Origin of the sequence: Zymomonas mobilis subsp. mobilis ATCC 10988 (assembly GCF_000175255.2) — a bacterium.
In the GTDB taxonomy this organism is placed as follows: Bacteria; Pseudomonadota; Alphaproteobacteria; order Sphingomonadales; family Sphingomonadaceae; genus Zymomonas; species Zymomonas mobilis.
In genome coordinates this window covers 636,464-655,642 of record NC_017262.1, presented here as the reverse complement: position 1 = coordinate 655,642, position 19,179 = coordinate 636,464, and the positions used below count along the sequence as shown (strand labels likewise).

Annotated in this window: 14 protein-coding genes; 7 read left to right on the top strand and 7 right to left on the bottom strand. The window is 46.8% G+C overall.

The annotated features are described in order from the left end of the window. Position 1: 1 nt before the first annotated feature. Positions 2–379 carry a hypothetical protein gene (locus ZMOB_RS02895; protein ID WP_041573364.1) on the bottom strand — a complete coding sequence of 126 codons (378 nt, stop codon included), beginning with the start codon at positions 377–379 and terminating at the stop codon, positions 2–4. A gap of 111 nt (positions 380–490) precedes the next feature. On the opposite strand from ZMOB_RS02895, the gene rpoB reads away from it, so the two are divergent. Both rpoB and rpoC read left to right on the top strand, forming a co-directional pair. Beyond that, positions 491–4,663 (top strand): DNA-directed RNA polymerase subunit beta, encoded by a 4,173-nt coding sequence (gene rpoB, locus ZMOB_RS02890; protein WP_041573427.1) that lies wholly within the window; start codon positions 491–493, stop codon positions 4,661–4,663. Positions 4,664–4,745: 82 nt separating this feature from the next. Continuing rightward, on the top strand, positions 4,746–8,921 hold the full coding sequence (rpoC, locus tag ZMOB_RS02885) for a DNA-directed RNA polymerase subunit beta' (RefSeq protein WP_011240615.1): 4,176 nt from the start codon (positions 4,746–4,748) through the stop codon (positions 8,919–8,921). A 128-nt stretch (positions 8,922–9,049) separates the two neighbouring features. Here the strand turns inward: rpoC and ZMOB_RS02880 are convergent, their stop codons facing one another. After that, positions 9,050–9,520 (bottom strand): acetyltransferase, encoded by a 471-nt coding sequence (locus ZMOB_RS02880; RefSeq protein WP_014500583.1) that lies wholly within the window; start codon positions 9,518–9,520, stop codon positions 9,050–9,052. 197 nt (positions 9,521–9,717) lie between these two features. On the opposite strand from ZMOB_RS02880, the gene cysQ reads away from it, so the two are divergent. Further along, positions 9,718–10,536 (top strand): 3'(2'),5'-bisphosphate nucleotidase CysQ, encoded by an 819-nt coding sequence (cysQ, locus tag ZMOB_RS02875; protein WP_014500582.1) that lies wholly within the window; start codon positions 9,718–9,720, stop codon positions 10,534–10,536. A 59-nt stretch (positions 10,537–10,595) separates the two neighbouring features. Here cysQ and accC read toward each other — a convergent pair whose 3' ends face one another. The 3 genes from accC to aroQ form a co-directional block, all read right to left on the bottom strand. Further along, complete coding sequence (accC, locus tag ZMOB_RS02870) at positions 10,596–11,954, bottom strand: acetyl-CoA carboxylase biotin carboxylase subunit (protein ID WP_012817173.1); 1,359 nt, start codon at positions 11,952–11,954, stop codon at positions 10,596–10,598. A gap of 4 nt (positions 11,955–11,958) precedes the next feature. Beyond that, positions 11,959–12,441 (bottom strand): acetyl-CoA carboxylase biotin carboxyl carrier protein, encoded by a 483-nt coding sequence (accB, locus tag ZMOB_RS02865; RefSeq protein ID WP_014500581.1) that lies wholly within the window; start codon positions 12,439–12,441, stop codon positions 11,959–11,961. Positions 12,442–12,537: 96 nt separating this feature from the next. Further along, complete coding sequence (gene aroQ, locus ZMOB_RS02860; RefSeq protein WP_011240620.1) at positions 12,538–12,978, bottom strand: type II 3-dehydroquinate dehydratase; 441 nt, start codon at positions 12,976–12,978, stop codon at positions 12,538–12,540. Between the two features lie 78 nt (positions 12,979–13,056). On the opposite strand from aroQ, the gene thiS reads away from it, so the two are divergent. Beyond that, complete coding sequence (gene thiS, locus ZMOB_RS02855) at positions 13,057–14,052, top strand: sulfur carrier protein ThiS (RefSeq protein ID WP_014500580.1); 996 nt, start codon at positions 13,057–13,059, stop codon at positions 14,050–14,052. Positions 14,053–14,118: 66 nt separating this feature from the next. Here the strand turns inward: thiS and ZMOB_RS02850 are convergent, their stop codons facing one another. Next, on the bottom strand, positions 14,119–14,415 hold the full coding sequence (locus ZMOB_RS02850; RefSeq protein ID WP_011240622.1) for a putative quinol monooxygenase: 297 nt from the start codon (positions 14,413–14,415) through the stop codon (positions 14,119–14,121). A gap of 220 nt (positions 14,416–14,635) precedes the next feature. Here ZMOB_RS02850 and ZMOB_RS02845 point away from each other — a divergent pair, with 220 nt between their 5' ends. The 3 genes from ZMOB_RS02845 (at position 14,636) to ZMOB_RS02835 (ending at position 17,787) form a co-directional block, all read left to right on the top strand. Further along, a complete protein-coding gene (locus tag ZMOB_RS02845; RefSeq protein WP_014500579.1) occupies positions 14,636–14,908 on the top strand; it encodes a CsbD family protein in 273 nt (90 codons plus the stop codon). Positions 14,909–15,238: 330 nt separating this feature from the next. Beyond that, complete coding sequence (locus ZMOB_RS02840) at positions 15,239–16,828, top strand: peptide chain release factor 3 (RefSeq protein ID WP_011240624.1); 1,590 nt, start codon at positions 15,239–15,241, stop codon at positions 16,826–16,828. Between the two features lie 176 nt (positions 16,829–17,004). Continuing rightward, positions 17,005–17,787 carry a transporter gene (locus ZMOB_RS02835; protein ID WP_252507305.1) on the top strand — a complete coding sequence of 261 codons (783 nt, stop codon included), beginning with the start codon at positions 17,005–17,007 and terminating at the stop codon, positions 17,785–17,787. Positions 17,788–17,983: 196 nt separating this feature from the next. On the opposite strand, the gene glf is transcribed toward ZMOB_RS02835, so the two are convergent. Then, a complete protein-coding gene (gene glf / locus ZMOB_RS02830) occupies positions 17,984–19,129 on the bottom strand; it encodes a UDP-galactopyranose mutase (RefSeq protein ID WP_014500577.1) in 1,146 nt (381 codons plus the stop codon). Positions 19,130–19,179 lie beyond the last annotated feature (50 nt).

The following is a 19,179-nucleotide window of genomic DNA, read 5'->3' as shown; positions in this document are numbered from 1 at the left end:
TTTAAAAGTTTCTTTGGTAAAGAAGGCGGTCTTTTATGGCCGCCTTTTTTTGTTTGGGGCAGGGGCGTTTATGATGGTTTGAGCGGTATCTGGTTACAGTATTTCTTTGAGTGGAAACTTGATCAAATTCGCTATTGAAATGATCTGATAGATTGTTTTTAAAAAATTGTTTTTGGCTCTCGACAATTTCCAACAACATCCCTATATTTATCCCATCTAAAAAGCCTCTACCTTGAAAAGGCGAGGCTACCTGCTTGTTTTTCGGGACAGGATCCAAGTTGCGCAGGGATCTCAGAATAGAAAACATCAGGAAAATGACGCTGACAGCTGCGATACCGAAGATGTGTCGCGGCTTTTTGTTGTCTATAGTAATGTGCATAAGGCATTCGGCCAAAACCGGTAAAAATATTTTTATTCACTCTGAACAAGAATTTTTTATCGGCTGGAATCTGCCCCTATGGGGCGGCTGGTTGTGAAGCGTGAGGATTATATGGCGACCAAGGCATCTGCTATCGGCCACGCGAGTGTAAAAAAACGTATTCGCAAAATGTTTGGTAATATCCATGAAGTTGTGGATATGCCGAACCTTATCGAAGTTCAGCGTGATAGTTACGAAAACTTTCTGCGTTCTCGCCCTGAGGACGGATATGTTTCAGGGTTGGAAAAAACTCTGCGTTCTGTTTTTCCGATCCGTGATTTCGGCGGTGTAGCAGAACTGGATTTTGTCCAGTATGAGTTGGAAGAACCAAAGTTTGACGTCGATGAATGCCGTCAGCGGGGCATTACCTATGCGGCTCCGATGCGGGTTACCTTGCGTCTGATCGTATTTGAAGTTGATCCTGACACGGAAACGCGTTCTGTTCTCGATATTAAAGAGCAGGATGTCTATATGGGCGACATGCCGCTCATGACGCGGAACGGCACCTTCTTTATCAATGGTACCGAGCGCGTTATCGTCAGCCAGATGCACCGTAGTCCGGGTGTTCTGTTTGACCATGATAAAGGCAAAACCCATTCTTCCGGTAAATTCCTGTTTGCCGCGCGCGTTATTCCTTATCGTGGTTCATGGTTGGATTTCGAATTTGACGCGAAAGATATCGTCAATGTTCGTATCGACCGTAAACGCAAATTGCCGGTCACGACCCTGCTTTATGCTTTGGGTTTGAATGCCGAACAAATCCTGCACCATTTCTATAACACGATCACTTTTGTGCGTGGTGATGGCGGCTGGAAAGTGCCTTATGTCGCTGAAAGCTGGCGTGGACGGAAGCCGTTCTTTGACATCATCAATGGCGATACCGGTGAAGTTGTTTTCCCTGCCGGACAGAAGATTTCGCCCCGCGCTGCCAATAAGGCTGGCCGCGATGGCCTGGAAACCTTGCTGATTCCGACTGAAGAAATCTACGGTCATTATGCCGCTTATGATGTTATCGATGAATCAACGGGTCGTATCTGGATTGAAGCGGGCGACGAAGTAACGCCAGAAAATCTGGAATTGCTGGATAATGCCGGTGTCGCAACGCTTGAGTTGTTGGATATCGACCATGTTTCCACCGGTCCTTGGATCCGTAACACTTTGAAAGCCGATAAAGCTGAAGATCGCGATCATGCTTTGGCTGAAATCTATCGGGTAATGCGTCCTGGTGAGCCGCCAACGAAGGAAACCGCAGAAGCGCTTTTCTATGGCTTGTTCTTTGATCCAGAACGCTATGACCTTTCGGCTGTCGGTCGCGTCAAGCTGAATATGCGCCTTGATCTCGATTGTCCTGATACGGTTACGACCTTGCGAGCAGAAGATATTCTGGCCGTTGTGAAAACGCTGGTCGATCTGAAAGACGGCAAGGGCGAAGTCGATGATATCGATAACCTTGGTAACCGTCGCGTCCGTTCAGTCGGTGAGCTGTTAGAAAATCAGTATCGTGTTGGTCTGTTGCGGATGGAACGCGCTGTTAAAGAGCGTATGTCCTCTGTTGACGTTTCGACCGTCATGCCAAATGATCTGATCAACGCCAAACCGGCGGTGGCTGCGGTTCGCGAATTCTTCGGTTCTTCGCAGCTGTCCCAGTTTATGGATCAGACCAATCCCCTTTCCGAAGTCACGCATAAGCGTCGTGTTTCGGCTTTGGGCCCGGGTGGTCTTACCCGTGAGCGTGCAGGCTTTGAAGTCCGAGATGTCCATCCGACCCATTATGGTCGTATCTGCCCAATTGAAACGCCTGAAGGCCCGAATATTGGTCTGATTAACTCTCTTGCTACCTTTAGCCGTATTAACAAATACGGTTTTATCGAAACGCCTTATCGTAAGGTTGTCGATCACAAGGTAACAAATGAAGTTATCTACCTCTCTGCGATGGAAGAAAGCCGCTATACGGTGGCTCAGGCCAACGCAGAATTGGACGCAGAAGGTCATTTCGTCGAAGAACTGGTTTCTGCTCGTGAAGCCGGTGAATTTTTGATGGCACCTCGCGAACAGATCACTTTGATGGACGTTAGCCCGAAACAGTTGGTTTCGGTCGCTGCCTCCTTGATCCCATTCCTTGAAAACGATGACGCTAACCGCGCTTTGATGGGTTCCAACATGCAACGTCAGGCCGTGCCTTTGGTACGTGCTGAAGCGCCGTTTGTTGGCACCGGTATGGAAGAAACGGTTGCTCGCGATTCTGGAGCTGCGATTTCGGCACGCCGTGCTGGTATCGTCGATCAGGTCGATGCTTCTCGTATTGTTATCCGCACCACGGGTGAAATCGAAGCCGGTAAACCCGGTGTCGATATTTATCGCTTGATGAAATTCCAGCGTTCTAACCAGTCAACCTGCATTAACCAGCGTCCGTTGGTCAGCGTCGGTGACTATGTGAATGCCGGTGACGTTTTGGCTGATGGCCCGTCCACGGAATTGGGTGAACTGGCATTGGGGCGGAACGTACTCGTCGCCTTTATGCCGTGGAATGGTTACAACTACGAAGATTCCATCCTGATTTCCGAACGGATTGTGAAAGACGACGTCTTTACCTCGATTCATATTGATGAATTCGAAGTGATGGCTCGTGATACCAAGCTGGGGCCGGAAGATATCACACGTGATATTCCGAATGTCGGTGAGGATGCTCTCCGCAATTTGGATGAAGCGGGTATCGTTTACATCGGTGCAGAAGTTCAGCCGGGCGACATTTTGGTCGGTAAGATCACGCCAAAGGGTGAAAGCCCGATGACGCCGGAAGAAAAGTTGTTGCGGGCGATCTTTGGTGAAAAAGCCTCGGATGTTCGTGATACCTCTTTGCGTCTGCCTCCGGGTGTTGCTGGGACGATTGTTGATGTTCGCGTCTTTAACCGTCATGGTGTCGACAAAGACGAACGCGCCATGGCTATTGAGCGCGAAGAAATCGAGCGTCTGACGAAAGATCGTGAAGACGAGCGGGCTATTCTAAATCGGGCAACCTATGCTCAGCTTCAGGAAAAACTGCTTGGTCAGACGGTAGCCGCTGCGCCTTATAAGCATATCGTTAAGGGTGCCAGAATCGATATCGAGACGCTGGCTTCTGTCGAACCGCATAAATGGTTCAAATTCGCTGTTGAAGATGATGCCCGCCAGGCAGAATTGGAAGCGATCAAGAACCAGTATGACAGTGCAGATGAAGCTATTCGGAAGCGCTTTGAAGATCGCGTTGAAAAAGCACAGCGTGGTGACGAGTTACCGCCAGGCGTCTTGAAAATGGTCAAGGTCTTTGTTGCCGTGAAGCGTAAGCTTCAGCCAGGTGATAAGATGGCCGGTCGTCATGGTAACAAGGGTGTTATCAGTCGTATTCTGCCTGCCGAAGACATGCCGTTCCTTGCTGATGGAACGCCGGTTGATATCGTTCTGAACCCGTTAGGTGTGCCTAGCCGTATGAATATCGGACAGATATTCGAGACGCATTTAGGTTGGGCTGCGCGTGGTCTTGGGGCGAAAGTCCGGACAGCTTTGGAAGAATGGCGCGAAGCTAATGTCGACCGCTATGAATGGGATTTCTCACCACCAGAAGTTGTCAGAGAACGGATGATTGAAGTCTATGGCGAAAAATATGCCGAAGACATCAAGAGCCGTGAAGACAGAGAAATCGTCGAAATGGCGGGTCTGTTAAGAAATGGTGTGCCGATGGCAACGCCAGTCTTTGATGGTGCCAAGCCGGAAGATATTTCTGAAATGCTGAATTTGGCTGGTCTGGATGACTCTGGACAGGTTGAATTATATGATGGACGGACGGGTGAGCAATTCGATCGAAAGGTGACTGTCGGCTATATTTATATGCTGAAATTGCACCATTTGGTTGATGACAAAATCCATGCTCGTTCCATCGGCCCCTACAGCCTTGTCACCCAGCAGCCGTTGGGCGGTAAAGCACAGTTCGGTGGTCAGCGCTTTGGTGAAATGGAAGTCTGGGCATTGCAGGCTTATGGTGCTGCTTATACCTTGCAGGAAATGTTGACCGTTAAGTCAGATGACGTTGTCGGTCGTACCAAGGTTTACGAAGCTATCGTCAAGGGTGATGATACTTTCGAGGCCGGTATTCCTGAAAGCTTCAACGTGCTTGTCAAGGAAATGCATAGTCTGGGTCTGAATGTCGAGCTGAAAACCTCCAAGGCAAAAGACGAAGACGATAGCAGTTTTCAGGTAGCCGCTGAATAGAGGCTGGTCTTTTGATGCGGTGCGGTTTCGACTGCACCGCAGAAGGCTGCCTTATTTGTTGACCCTTTCTGAGGGATGAAGAATGAACGAATTAGCTAATTTTGCCAATCCGCTTGCCAGTACAGAGCATTTCGATCATATCCAGATCAGTCTGGCCTCTCCCGAGCGGATCCGTTCATGGTCTTTTGGCGAGATTAAGAAACCTGAAACGATCAATTACCGCACCTTTAAACCGGAACGGGATGGTCTTTTCTGCGCTCGTATTTTTGGGCCTATCAAAGATTACGAATGCTTGTGCGGTAAGTACAAGCGGATGAAATATAAAGGCATTGTCTGCGAAAAATGCGGCGTTGAAGTCACCGTTTCCAAGGTGCGCCGTGAGCGGATGGGCCATATCGAATTGGCAGCGCCTGTTGCCCATATTTGGTTTTTGAAATCACTGCCAAGCCGCATCGGTCTTCTGCTTGATATGCAGTTGAAGCAGCTTGAACGCGTGCTGTATTTCGAAAGCTATATTGTTATTGAGCCGGGTCTGACGCCTTTAAAGAAATTCCAGCTTCTGACCGAAGATGAATTGCTTGAAGCGCAAGATCAATATGGCGAAGATTCCTTCTCGGCTGGTATTGGTGCTGAGGCGGTTAAAAAGCTTTTGGAAGCCTTGGATCTTGAAACAGAACGCGAAGATCTGCTTGAAGAACTGAAGCATACCAAATCCGAATTAAAGCCGAAAAAGATCATTAAACGACTGAAGGTCGTTGAGAGCTTTATCGAATCCGGCAACCGTCCTGAATGGATGATTTTGGAAGTTATTCCGGTTATTCCGCCTGAATTACGTCCTTTGGTGCCGTTGGATGGGGGTCGTTTTGCGACTTCCGATTTGAACGATCTTTATCGTCGCGTTATTAACCGTAACAACCGTCTGAAACGTCTGATGGATTTGCGGGCACCTGATATCATCGTCCGCAACGAAAAGCGGATGTTGCAGGAAGCCGTTGATGCTCTGTTCGATAACGGGCGGCGTGGTCGCACGATTACCGGCGGTAACAAGCGTCCTTTGAAATCTCTTTCTGATATGCTGAAAGGGAAGCAGGGTCGTTTCCGTCAGAACCTTTTGGGTAAACGCGTCGATTATTCCGGTCGTTCCGTTATTACGACGGGCCCAGAACTGAAACTGCATCAGTGCGGTTTGCCGAAGAAGATGGCGCTTGAGCTGTTCAAGCCGTTTATCTATTCGCGTCTGGATGCGAAGGGTCTGTCAATGACCCTGAAACAGGCGAAGAAATGGGTCGAAAAAGAGCGGAAAGAAGTTTGGGATATCCTTGAAGAGGTCATCCGCGAACATCCGGTGATGTTGAACCGCGCTCCGACCTTGCATCGTCTGGGTATTCAGGCCTTTGAACCGGTTTTGATCGAAGGTAAGGCTATCCAGCTTCATCCTTTGGTTTGCTCGGCCTTTAATGCTGACTTTGATGGTGACCAGATGGCCGTTCACGTGCCTTTGTCCCTTGAAGCGCAGCTTGAAGCCCGCGTTCTGATGATGTCCACCAACAATATTCTGTCTCCGGCAAACGGTAAGCCGATTATCGTGCCGTCGCAGGATATGGTTCTCGGTATTTATTATCTTTCAATGTTGAAAGAAAATGAACCGGGTGAGGGGATGCGCCTTTCCAATATGACGGAAGTGCATCAGGCCTTGAATGTGGGTGCGGTTACCTTGCACAGCAAGATTATCAGCCGTGTCCCGCAGGTCAATGAGCAGGGCGAGACCTATATGAAACGGGTCGAAACCACGCCGGGTCGGATGCTGTTGGGTGAAACCCTGCCGCAGAATTACAAGGTTCCTTTTGAAACCATCAACCGTCTGTTGACGAAAAAAGATATCGCTGACGTTATCGATACCGTTTATCGTCACACCGGTCAGAAAGACACGGTTCTTTTTGCTGATGCGATTATGTCCTTGGGCTTTAAATACGCCTGTAAGGCCGGTATCTCCTTTGGTAAGGATGATATGATCGTTCCGGCTGCGAAAGAAGCCTTGGTCGAAGAAACCCGCGCCCTTGTTCAGGATTTCGAGCAGCAATATCAGGATGGTCTGATTACGCAGCAGGAAAAATACAACAAGGTCATCGACGCTTGGTCCCGTTGTGGTGATCGCGTGGCCGGTGAAATGATGAAAGAAATCCAGATGGTTCATAAAGGACCGGATGGACGCGAATTACCGGTTAACGCCATTTACATGATGGCGCATTCGGGTGCTCGTGGTTCTGCCGCCCAGATTAAACAGCTGGCTGGTATGCGTGGTTTGATGGCAAAACCGTCAGGTGAAATCATTGAAACCCCGATCATTTCGAACTTTAAGGAAGGTTTGACCGTCCTTGAATACTTTAACTCGACCCATGGTGCCCGTAAGGGTCTGGCTGATACGGCTCTGAAAACCGCGAACTCTGGTTATCTGACCCGTCGTTTGGTTGACGTCAGTCAGGATTGCGTTGTTGTTGAAGATGATTGCGGCACCGAGCGCGCCCTTGAAATGAAAGCGATTACGCAAGGGGGTAATGTTATCGCCTCCTTGGGTGAACGTATTTTGGGTCGGACTTTGGCCGAAGATATCATGGGAACCGATGGTCAGGTCGCCATTCCGATCGGCACCCTGTTGGATGAAGCCCATATCGCAGTTATCGAAAAAATCGGTATCCAGTCTGTGAAAATTCGCAGCCCATTGGTCTGTGAATCACATGGTGGTGTTTGTGCCGCTTGCTATGGTCGTGACCTTGCCCGTGGTACGCCGGTGAATATCGGTGAAGCGGTCGGTGTTATCGCCGCCCAGTCTATCGGTGAACCGGGAACCCAGTTGACGATGCGTACCTTCCATATCGGTGGTGCTGCTCAGTTGAATGAACAGTCCCATTTGGAAGCCGTTACCGACGGTCGTTTGCAGTTCCGTGATCTTCGCACGATCATTGATCCGCAGGGTAAGCAAATTGCTTTGAGCCGGACGGGTGAAGTTGTGTTGGTCGGCACTGATGGACGCGAGCTGGCTTCCAGCCGTATTCTCTTGGGTGCTCATCTCCTTCATAACGATGGTGATATGGTCAAGAAGGGCGACCGTTTGGCTGAATGGGATCCGTTCACCATTCCGGTTATCACGGAAAGCGCCGGTATCGTTAAATATCAGGATTTGGTTGAAAACCAGACCTTGACCGAACAGGTTGACGAAGCCACCGGTATTTCTCAGCGTGTCGTTATCGAATATCGCGCCCCGCGTGGTAAGGAAGATTTACGTCCGCGTTTGACCTTGATGAATGGCGATTCTGGCGAGACTGCCCGTTACATGTTGTCACCAGGAACGGTTATTTCCGTTGACGATGGTCAGGAAGTTCTGGCCGGTACGGTTCTTGCCCGTGTCAGCCGTGAATCGGCCAAGACCCGTGATATTACCGGTGGTCTTCCGCGTGTGGCTGAATTGTTTGAAGCCCGTAAGCCGAAAGAAAATGCGATCATTGCGAAAGTATCCGGTCGCGTTGAATTCGGTAAGGATTACAAGGCCAAGCGGAAAGTTATCATTCGTCCGGATGATGGTTCGGAACCGATTGAATATCTGGTCCCGAAATCCAAGGTTATTGACGCGCAGGAAGGCGATCACGTTAAACGGGGTGATAACCTGATTAGCGGTAGCCCTGATCCGCATGATATTCTTGAGGTCTTGGGTGTTGAAGCCTTGGCTGAATATCTGGTTTCGGAAATTCAGGAAGTGTATCGTCTGCAGGGTGTGAAAATCAACGATAAGCATATCGAAACGATTGTTCGTCAGATGTTGCTGAAAGTTGAAATTACCCATGCGGGTGACAGCATCTTCTTGCCGGGTGAACAGGTCGAAAAAGAAGACTTTGAAGCGGTCAATGCTAAATTGGAAAGCCAAGGTCAGGAACCAGCACAGGCAACGCCGATCTTGCTGGGTATTACCAAGGCATCCTTGCAGACCCGCAGCTTCATTTCTGCCGCATCTTTCCAAGAAACAACGCGTGTTCTGACGGAAGCCGCTGTTCAGGGTAAAATTGATACCTTAAGCGGTCTGAAAGAAAACGTCATTGTGGGTCGTTTGATCCCAGCCGGAACGGGTGCTGCCATGAAGCGTCTTCGTGTGACAGCTAACAGCCGTGATGCTGCTTTACGGGCTGCGAATAAGGCGGTTAATTTTGAACAGCCGACTATCGCTATCGAAAGCGACAACACGGATACACCGGATGCAGCTGAATAATTTCTGATTATTCTTTCTTTTAAAAAAAGGCAGCGCTCCAAAAAGCGCTGCCTTTTTTATTGCTTGGTAGAGAGGCCGTTTATTCAAGCCATCTTTCAAGGCAGAAGCGAATATCTGCCTTCTGATATCTATTTTAATATATTTCGAGGTAAATGCATAAAAATCAGGGGATAGGGATAGCCTTGGCGATCTGTTTTGGATCGGCCTGTCTCGATAAAACCTAAATGACGATAGAAGCCAAGAGCTTGGCTATTTTCTTCGTTGACATCAACGGACAGGATATCGTTACAAAAAGAAATAGCCTGTTGCACAAGCCTACGTCCGATGCCTTGCCCCATAAAATGAGGATCAATAAAAAGCGCTTCAAGATGATTGTGAGAGCATAGCATAAATCCTATCGCGTTATCGCTGTCATCGACAGCGAGCCATAAGGATGCCATGGGCAAAAAATCAGAGAGCGACTTTTCTATTTCAAAACGATCTTTTGCTTTTAGAAAAAGATGTGTTTCTTGCACCGCATCGCGCCAGATTTCCATAACACGCTGCCCATCGCCAGAATTTGATTTTCTGATCCGAGATATGAAAGGCGTCTGGGGCATAAATTGAAGGTAACCTTGGTTCAAAAAGGGGCTTAGATTTTTCTACAAGAAAAGATGACCGCCATTTTGATGCCCATAAAAAGCTTTGAAATTGTTATTTTCAGAGTCGTTTAAAAAAACTACGATCTGTTTCTAAAATGCTTTAAATAGAAAAAAAGGTTTTTTTGTAAAAAGCCTTCCGCCTTATGGGAGACATTATGCTTTTATCATCACTTTCGCCGCAGGCTGCGTTATTAGAAGGTCTGGTACAAATTGCGCTACAGGCCGGAAAACGGGCGCTCGAAATTTATCATGGTGATTTCACCGTGATGAAGAAAGATGACGATAGCCCCGTAACGCAGGCGGATCGGGAAGCTGAAGCGATTATTTTACAGGGATTGAAAAAGCTGCAACCCGGTGTTGCCGTCATCGCAGAAGAAGAATACGCCAAAACCAAGAAGGGGTATAATACCGACAGCTTTTTCTTGGTTGATCCCATTGATGGCACGCAGGAATTTGTGAATAAGCGTGATGAATTCACGGTCAATATTGCCCTGATTAAAAAGGCCTATCCTATTTTAGGTGTGATCTATGCGCCGGCAATCAACCGCCTTTATGTCGGCGATGTGTTGGCTAAAACGGCATGGGCCGCTGATACGACTGAAGATTTCCAGATTGAAAACCGGAATAGCATTCAAATCCGTGAAGCGGGTAAGAAATGGGATGTAATGACCTCTTTTTCCCATAATAACCCTGCAACCGAGGCCTATTTGAAGCAATTACCGATCGAAAATCGGATTAAGGCCGGTTCTTCTTTGAAATTATGTTTATTGGCAGAAGGAAAAGCGGACATCTATCCCCGATTATCGCCTACCCATGAATGGGATACGGCTGCGGGTCATGCCATTCTTTTGGCCGCAGGGGGTAATGTGATCGACGAGACGGGTGAAAATCTGACCTATGGGAAACCGGGTTATCGCAACCCCGGTTTTATCGCCTATGGATCGGAGCAGCCGCCTTTACCTGTAGAAAAATAAGCATAAAAAAAGAGCCGGAAAATTCCGGCTCTTTTTCGTTATATCTTTGGTCTATGACATCAGATCTTTTTCAAGCTCTTTTCTTCCAACCAAGCTTCAAGCGATTTGATCGTATAATCGCCATCCACAAATTCTTCTTTGGCGAGAAGTGATCGCTGCAAAGGAATAGTCGTTTTAATCCCGTCAATGATAAATTCTTCCAGAGAACGGGAAAGGCGGTTGATTGCTTCTTGTCTTGTTTCACCATGCACGATCAGCTTGCCAATCATGCTATCATAGTAAGGCGGAATCGCATAACCGCTATAAAGGCCGCTATCGACCCGAACCCCGAAACCACCCGGAGCATGATAATTTTTCACCTTGCCCGGTGAAGGCGTGAAATTATCAGGGTCCTCGGCATTGATACGACATTCAATGGCATGGCCGGATAACGTAATCTGTTCCTGTGTACGGGACAGACCCTGACCATCAGCAACGCGGATTTGTTCGCGCACCAAGTCCAAGCCAGTGATCGCTTCTGTGACTGGATGTTCGACCTGAAGACGGGTATTCATTTCGATGAAATAGAATTGCCCGTTTTCGTATAAAAATTCAATCGTGCCTGCGCCGCGATACTGCATATCGGACATGGCCTTGGCGACGATCCCACCCATTTCTTCGCGCTGTTCTGCAGAGATAACGGGTGAGGGGGCTTCTTCCAGCACCTTTTGATGGCGGCGTTGTAAAGAACAATCACGTTCACCCAAATGGATGGCCTGACCTTCACCGTCACCAAAAATCTGGAATTCAATATGGCGCGGGGCGGCCAGATATTTTTCCATATAAATGGTGTCGTCACCAAAGGCGGCTTTGGCCTCGGATTTGGCTTGTGCCATCAGGCTTTCGAGTTCGTCTTCACTTTGGACGACTTTCATCCCGCGACCACCACCACCGGAAGCCGCCTTAATCAGCACGGGATAGCCGATTTCTGCCGCGACAGCTTTGGCTTCTCTGATCTCGTGAAGGGGGCCGTCTGATCCGGGAACCAGCGGCAGGCCGAGTTTACCTGCCGTCCGCTTGGCTTCTACCTTGTCACCCATAATACGGATATGTTCCGGCTTGGGCCCAATCCAGATCAGTTCATGGCTTTCGACGATTTCCGCAAAACGGGCATTTTCAGACAAAAAGCCATATCCCGGATGAACAGCATCGGCACCGGAAATCTCGGCAGCGGCGATGATATTCGGGATATTAAGATAACTTTCACCCGCGGGAGCGGGGCCGATGCAGACAGTTTCATCCGCCAAACGAACATGCATGGCATCGTCATCGGCGGTTGAGTGAACCGCTACCGTTTTAATCCCCATTTCATGACAGGCACGATGGATACGAAGGGCGATTTCACCGCGATTGGCGATAAGAATTTTTTTGATGGCCACGGAATTACTCTATTACCACCAGCGGCTGATCGAATTCGACCGGCTGGGCGTTTTCAACCATAATTGATGAGATGATCCCGCTTTTGGGCGCCACAATCGGATTCATCACTTTCATGGCTTCGACAATGAGCAGGATTGTGCCTTTTTCGACCTTGTCACCGACATGGACAAAATTGGAAGCGCCGGGTTCCGGTGCCAGATAAGCCGTGCCAACCATAGGCGAATAGACTGTGCCAGGATGATTCGCAGCTTCGGCAACAGGTGCTACCGCAGGCGCTGCCGATGCTGTGTTCATCGGTGCCTGCTGCATCGGGGCAACAGGAATAGTCTGTGGCTGGGCATAGACGGTAGCGTTGCGAACGACACGAATACGGCGGTCGCCATCCTGCACTTCAATTTCAGTCAGGTTCGTCGCATCCAATAAAGTTGCGAGTTGATTCACTAATTCGGGATCGACTTGCATGGCTTCTTTGTGTTTTTCTGTCATTCTTACGCTCACGAAAATTATTCCGGCTATCCGGCATTTATTAATTGTTAAGGCATAAACTGTAATAACCGGATAGTTATTACGGTTTCTGCCATGTCAGAGCTTGGCGGCAGCGTCCAGCGCAAGAGAGTAACTTTCTGCGCCAAATCCGGAAATTGTCCCCAATGCGGCCTCTCCGACATAGCTTTTATGACGAAAAGCCTCGCGGGCATGGGGATTGGAAAGATGCACTTCAATCACCGGCACCGTTATAGCTCTGATCGCATCATAGATCGCAACGGACGTATGCGTATAGGCCGCTGCGTTCAAGATAACGGCCTTTGCCTTTACAGCTTGAGCCTCCTGTAGCCAATCAATTAATGCCCCTTCGTGATTAGATTGTCTTATCTCGACGGTAACATCAAGTTTTTCTGCTTGAAGTTTTAATTTGTTAGCAATGTCTTCTAGCGTTTGATGCCCGTAGATTGTCGGTTCGCGTAATCCCAAGAGATTAAGATTAGGCCCGTTTAGAATAAATATGGTCGGCTTTTTGGCCATGATGTTACTTCCGGTTGCGAGTAGGGGTAAAGGCTCTTTATAGAACAGGTTAGATTTCTTAGGCAAAGGCAGCTTTTCATGAGTGATAGTCTCATCAATATCAAGCTAAATGGTGAACCTCATCAGGTGAAAGCCGGAATAACGATTGCGGCTTTGGCGCAATCATTGGGCTTGAATCCGGCCAAGGTGGCTGTTGAACGCAATCTCGAAATCGTGCCGCGCTCTGAACTCGGCAATGTAACCATTGAATCGGGCGATCAATTGGAAATCGTCCATTTTGTTGGCGGAGGTGATAATTTAATGTCTGATGATAGCTGGTCTGTAGCAGGCCATACCTTCAAATCCCGCTTAATTGTCGGCACCGGTAAATATAAAGATTATGCCCAGAATGCGGCAGCGGTAAAAGCCGCAGGGGCTGAAATCGTGACTGTGGCTGTGCGTCGGGTTAATCTGACTGATACATCTGCCCCGATGTTGACCGATTATATCGACCCGAAAGAATATTGTTTTCTCCCCAATACGGCCGGTTGCTTTAATGCAGAAGAAGCCGTGAGAACCTTGCGTTTAGCACGGGAAGCCGGTGGCTGGACTTTGGTGAAGTTGGAAGTTTTAGGCGAAGCCCGCACCCTTTATCCCGATATGGTCGAGACGTTGAAGGCGACTGAAATCCTTGTGAAAGAAGGTTTTCAGCCGATGGTTTATTGTAGCGATGATCCGATTATGGCGAAGCGTCTTGAAGATGCAGGAGCTGTTGCCATTATGCCTTTGGGGGCGCCTATCGGTTCCGGTCTGGGTTTACAAAATCCGGTCATGCTGCGTCTGATTGTTGAAGCTGCGAAGGTGCCTGTTCTGGTCGATGCTGGTGTCGGCACCGCTTCTGATGCTGCGGTTGCCTTGGAATTGGGCTGTGATGCCGTTTTGATGAATACGGCCATTGCCGAAGCTAAAAATCCGGTGTTGATGGCACAGGCAATGAAATCCGCCGTTGAAGCCGGTCGTATGGCCTATCTGGCTGGACGTATGGGAAAACGGATGTATGCGGATCCGTCTAGTCCGTTGGCAGGTTTGATCTAGTTATCCCATTAGAATCAAAAACAGGAAAAGCAGGCTTTTGGCCTGCTTTTCTTTTCGGGATGGGTTTCAGGCTTCAAAAACCGGAATAAGATGTTCGCCTTTGGGTGGTTCCGAAAAATATTCATTTACCAAAGCGCGCCATTGCGGCAGGGCATCTGATTTGCGGAAGCCTTCGACATGGGCTTCTATCGATTCCCAACGGATAACCAGACAAAAGCGGCCTTTATGTTCGTGAGAGCGGGTCAGAGTCATGCCTTCGCAACCCGGTGAATTGAGAAATAACGGTTTCGCCTTTTCAACTGCGGCGATAAAAGAATCTTCTGAATTTTCCTTAATAGATATCTGCAAGAATTCATAAATCATACAACAACTCCCAATCTCTTTAGCAAAGAATCATAAATTTGTTAAATTTTCCTGTAAATTGTAAAAAGCCTTTTCGGTAAAAATTTTTATATTTCTGGGAACCTATTCCTCTTCTCCTTCGTTGGTGAAGTATAGATCGAATGTTGATGGTTTCACTTAAAGAAAAACGGCTTTATTTTAAGTCGTGTTTAAGTGTCTTAATTGAATGGAGGAGGTAGATATGTCAGGCACCTACAATAAAATTAAAGGGACTGCACAGAAAGCCGTCGGCGCCGGGAAAGAAGAACTTGGTAAGGCGATTGACGATCCTGAATTGCAGAGCAAGGGTATTCTTGAGCAAGCTCAGGGTGCGGCCTCGAAGGCTTTCGGCAATGCCAAGGAAGCTATCAGCGATGGTGTTGATAAAGCCAAAGACGCTTTGGAAGACCTGAAAGAAAGCGCACAGGAAAAATTTGAAGATATTAAAGAATCTGTCGAGAAAAAGACGAAATAACGTCCGACAATACTCATATAGCTTATATCCTATAATTTCACCCTTATCCCTAAATTCCTTGGGCGTCGGTTTCGTTAACCGGCGCCTTTCCCCGTTTTAGGATATTTTATTTTAGGATTTTGGTTGGTGAAGGGTGGAATCATTTTCTTCTGATCTGGGGATGATATAGAAGCAGCATTCATTTTGTCGCGGATTTTGGCCTTTTGCTTGCTAAAAAGATGATTTTTGTTCATGTCATGCGTGACAAGGTCAGGAGATCAAGCTGTCCTGACCCGACTATCGTTTATAGCGATGGATTTTCCCAACAGGCTTCTTTTTGATTCAGGTTTCATGACTGCTCATTCTTCACGCCCAGATAGACGCACATTCGCTATTATTTCCCATCCTGATGCCGGTAAAACAACGCTTACCGAAAAATTGCTGTATTTCGGTGGTGCTATCCATCTGGCCGGTGAGGTGAAAGCCCGTGGCGATAATCGCCGCGCGCGTTCGGACTGGATGAAAATCGAACAGCAACGCGGTATTTCGGTTACCTCTTCGGTGATGACCTTTGAATATGATGGTTTGACCTTCAATCTATTGGACACGCCGGGGCATGAAGATTTTTCCGAGGATACTTATCGCACTTTGACGGCGGTCGATTCTGCGGTCATGGTGATTGATGCTGCCCGTGGTATTGAAGCCCAGACCCGTAAATTATTCGAGGTTTGCCGTCTGCGGTCGGTGCCGATTATCACTTTTATCAATAAAGTGGATCGGGAAGGACGGCCTATCTTTGAATTGCTTGATGAGATTGCCGATCAGTTGGCTTTGGATGTCAGCCCAATGGTTTGGCCTGTCGGTATGGGCGGCCTGTTTGAAGGGCTTTATGATATCGAGCATAAGAAGCTGTTAAAGCCTTCAAAAGAAGATAATCATGCCTATCGCGGGGATGCGACGGTTATTTCTGGTTTGGATGATCCCAAATTGGAAAGCCTTATTTCAGAAAATGCCCGCCAGAATTTAAAAGAAGAAGTTGAGTTAGCGGAAGTCGGTTATGCCGAATTTGACGAAAAAGCCTATCAATCTGGCGATTTGACGCCGGTTTATTTCGGGTCGGCTTTGAAAGATTTCGGTGTTGAACAGTTGATTTCAGCCATTGCACGTCATGCACCGGGCCCTCGGCCACAGCCTGCTGACCCAGAGCCAGTGAATCCCGATGATCCCTCTGTTAATGGTTTTATCTTTAAAGTGCAGGCCAATATGAATCCGGCACATCGGGATCGTGTGGCCTTTATGCGGCTTTGTTCTGGTCGGTTCCGCCGTGGTATGAAGTTAAACCAGATCGGAACAGGGAAAGCGATTTCCATTCACAGCCCGATTTTGTTTTTTGCCCAGAATCGAGAAGTTGCCGATGAGGCCTTTCCGGGGGATATTATCGGTATTCCTAACCATGGCACCTTGCGGGTGGGCGATACCTTGAGCGAGAATAGTCAGGATTTGACCTTTACGGGGTTGCCTGACTTTGCACCTGAAATTTTGCGGCGTGTTGTCTTGTCTGATCCGACAAAATCCAAGCAATTACGAAAAGCGCTGGATGATATGGCGGAAGAAGGCATTATTCGCGTCTTTCATCCAGTAATCGGTGGGCAGTGGATTATCGGTGTTGTTGGGCAGTTGCAGTTGGAAGTCTTTATTTCCCGATTAGATGCCGAATATCGGGTGGCTGCGGCGTTGGAACCGTCGCCATGGCAGACGGCGCGCTGGCTAGCTTGTGATGATCCAAAGATATTGGCTAATTTTATCGCGACGCATCAGTCTTCTATTGCGGAAGACCGTGATAAAGCCCCGATCTTTATGGCAAAAGATGGCTGGGAATTGAATTACGTTTCCGAACGCAATAGCGATATTCGTTTCTTGGCTACCCGTGAAAGGCGGTAACGGATACAGGCTACACTCTTTATATTCTTGTGAATGTTGCGTTAAATTACTTTTACAAGCGGGATTTATTCAATAGTGAAATGGCGTGTTTACCTTGCAATGATAGATAGGGACGCGCCATTTTTCTGAATAAATCTTTTTATTATCTGTCGAGCTTTTTGGCTGGCAGCCTCGCCATGATAGCGCCGCTCCATGCTGAAACGGGTAATATTTTACAGGATAGCGATCCTTTGGGAGCGATCTGCACCGATCGCCCAACTAAATCATCGGCGGCTTGCACTGTCCCCAAAGGGCATTGGCAAATAGAGGCGGATGTCACCAATTATAGTGAATCCCGTTCCGGCAATTTGAATAGTCAAACGCTTTTGGCAACAAACCCGACTTTGAAATATGGCATTAACAGCTATATGGATTTTCAGGTTAACTGGGTTCCTTATAGCCAAATTTGGACGCAGGATCGCGTTACCCATGAAAAACATAATTATGGTGGGTCGGGCGATGTTATTATGCGTTGGAAAACCCGATATTATGAAGATGACCGTTTTAGTTTAGCCGTTATCCCCTATGTAAAAGCACCTGCGGCGGGTCATAAAATCGGTAATCGTCATTGGGAAGGGGGCATGGTCGCGGCGGCCAATATCAAATTGCCAGCCGGATTTTTGCTTACCTTGGCACCAGAAGTCGATATCGTTTTGAATGATGATAATAACGGTATGCATGCGGCGATGCAGAATGTCTTTAATCTGGCGCGTCCGTTAACCAATCGTTTGACCTTGATTGGTGAATTATGGTCGGCGACCAATTTTGATCCATCAGGAAAAACAACCCAATATTCCGCCGATAGTGCGCTTGTCTATGCCCTAACCCAGACAATTCAGTTAGATATTGGTGCCAATGTCGGTTTGAATAGGGATACGCCTGCCGAGCAAATCTATTTGGGAATCAGTAAAAGATTTTAGGCTGCTTTCGATAAAGTAAATAATATCATTTTGGGATAAAGTAATCTTTCGTTGGAGCTGATTTTGTTTTTTCCTATTTTGGAACAGACAAGGTCCAGAGAAAATTGCTTTAAGTTATACGGTGGATAGCTATTGACGTAATAATATCAGCTGATTAAATTTAAAAAATAATAAAACCTTACCTTTTAATGATCAACTATAATGGATCAACAAAAAATGATGGCAGTTCTGATATGCCTAAAGATTTATCAATTTGGTCACATACATTAAGTGCTTCAGAAATAGTTACATCCATATCAAGATAACGATACGTACCAAGACGGCCTAGGAAAGAAACATTTGATGTATTTTTTGCTAATTCTACATAATTTTCAAGTAATTTTTTTTCTCCAACAAGCCTAATTGGATAATACGGAGTATCTTCTTTCCCAGCTAGTCGACTATATTCTTTAAATGCTACAGTATTTTTAAAATTATCCGCTTCCCAAGGTGCAAAGTGCTTATGTTCTGAAATCCGGGTAAATGGAATATCATAATCACAGTAATTAATTACTGCTGTTCCTTGGTAATCTCCCTCTGCATCTATACGTATAAAATCAAGTGTACGATACCCTAAGTGTCCAAGTGAAAATTTGAAATATCGATCAATAGGGCCTGTATAAAAAATGTGAGAAAAATTTTCTTCGATATCTTCAAATTTTGTTTGTAGACAAATTTCTATATTTTTTGATTTCAAAATATTTTCAATTATAGCTGTATAGCCGTTTTCTGGCATTCCTTGATAAGGATGATTAAAATAGTTATCATCATAATTAAATCGTAATGGCAAACGCTTTAGGATTGAAGAAGGAAGGTTTTTTGGATCTATTCCCCATTGTTTTTTTGTATAGCCTTCAAAAAATGCCTTATAAAGATCAGAGCCAATCATTGATAAGGCTTGCTCTTCAAAAGTTTGGGGATCAATAATTAATTTATTAGCATTTTGTTCAATGAAAAGGCGTGCTTCTTTTGGTGAAAATGTTGTCTTAAAAAATTGATTGATTGTCAATAAATTAACTGGAAGTGTATATACACAATTTTTTGAAACTGCTTTTACTCGATTAATGTATGGTCTAAATTTACCGAATTGTTGCACATAATCCCATACACGCTTATCTGCGGTATGAAAAATATGAGGGCCATAGCGATGTACCATGATACCAGTAGATGTATCTCGTTCTGTATGGCAGTTGCCTGCAATATGTTTTCTTTCATCTAGTAAAAGTACTTTGTATCCTTTGTCTGACAAATGGCGAGCTATTATTGCTCCACTAAAGCCAGCCCCAACAACACAAAATCGCATAATTCTTCCTTATAAGTGGAAAACTAAAATTTAAAAATTATTATATTATA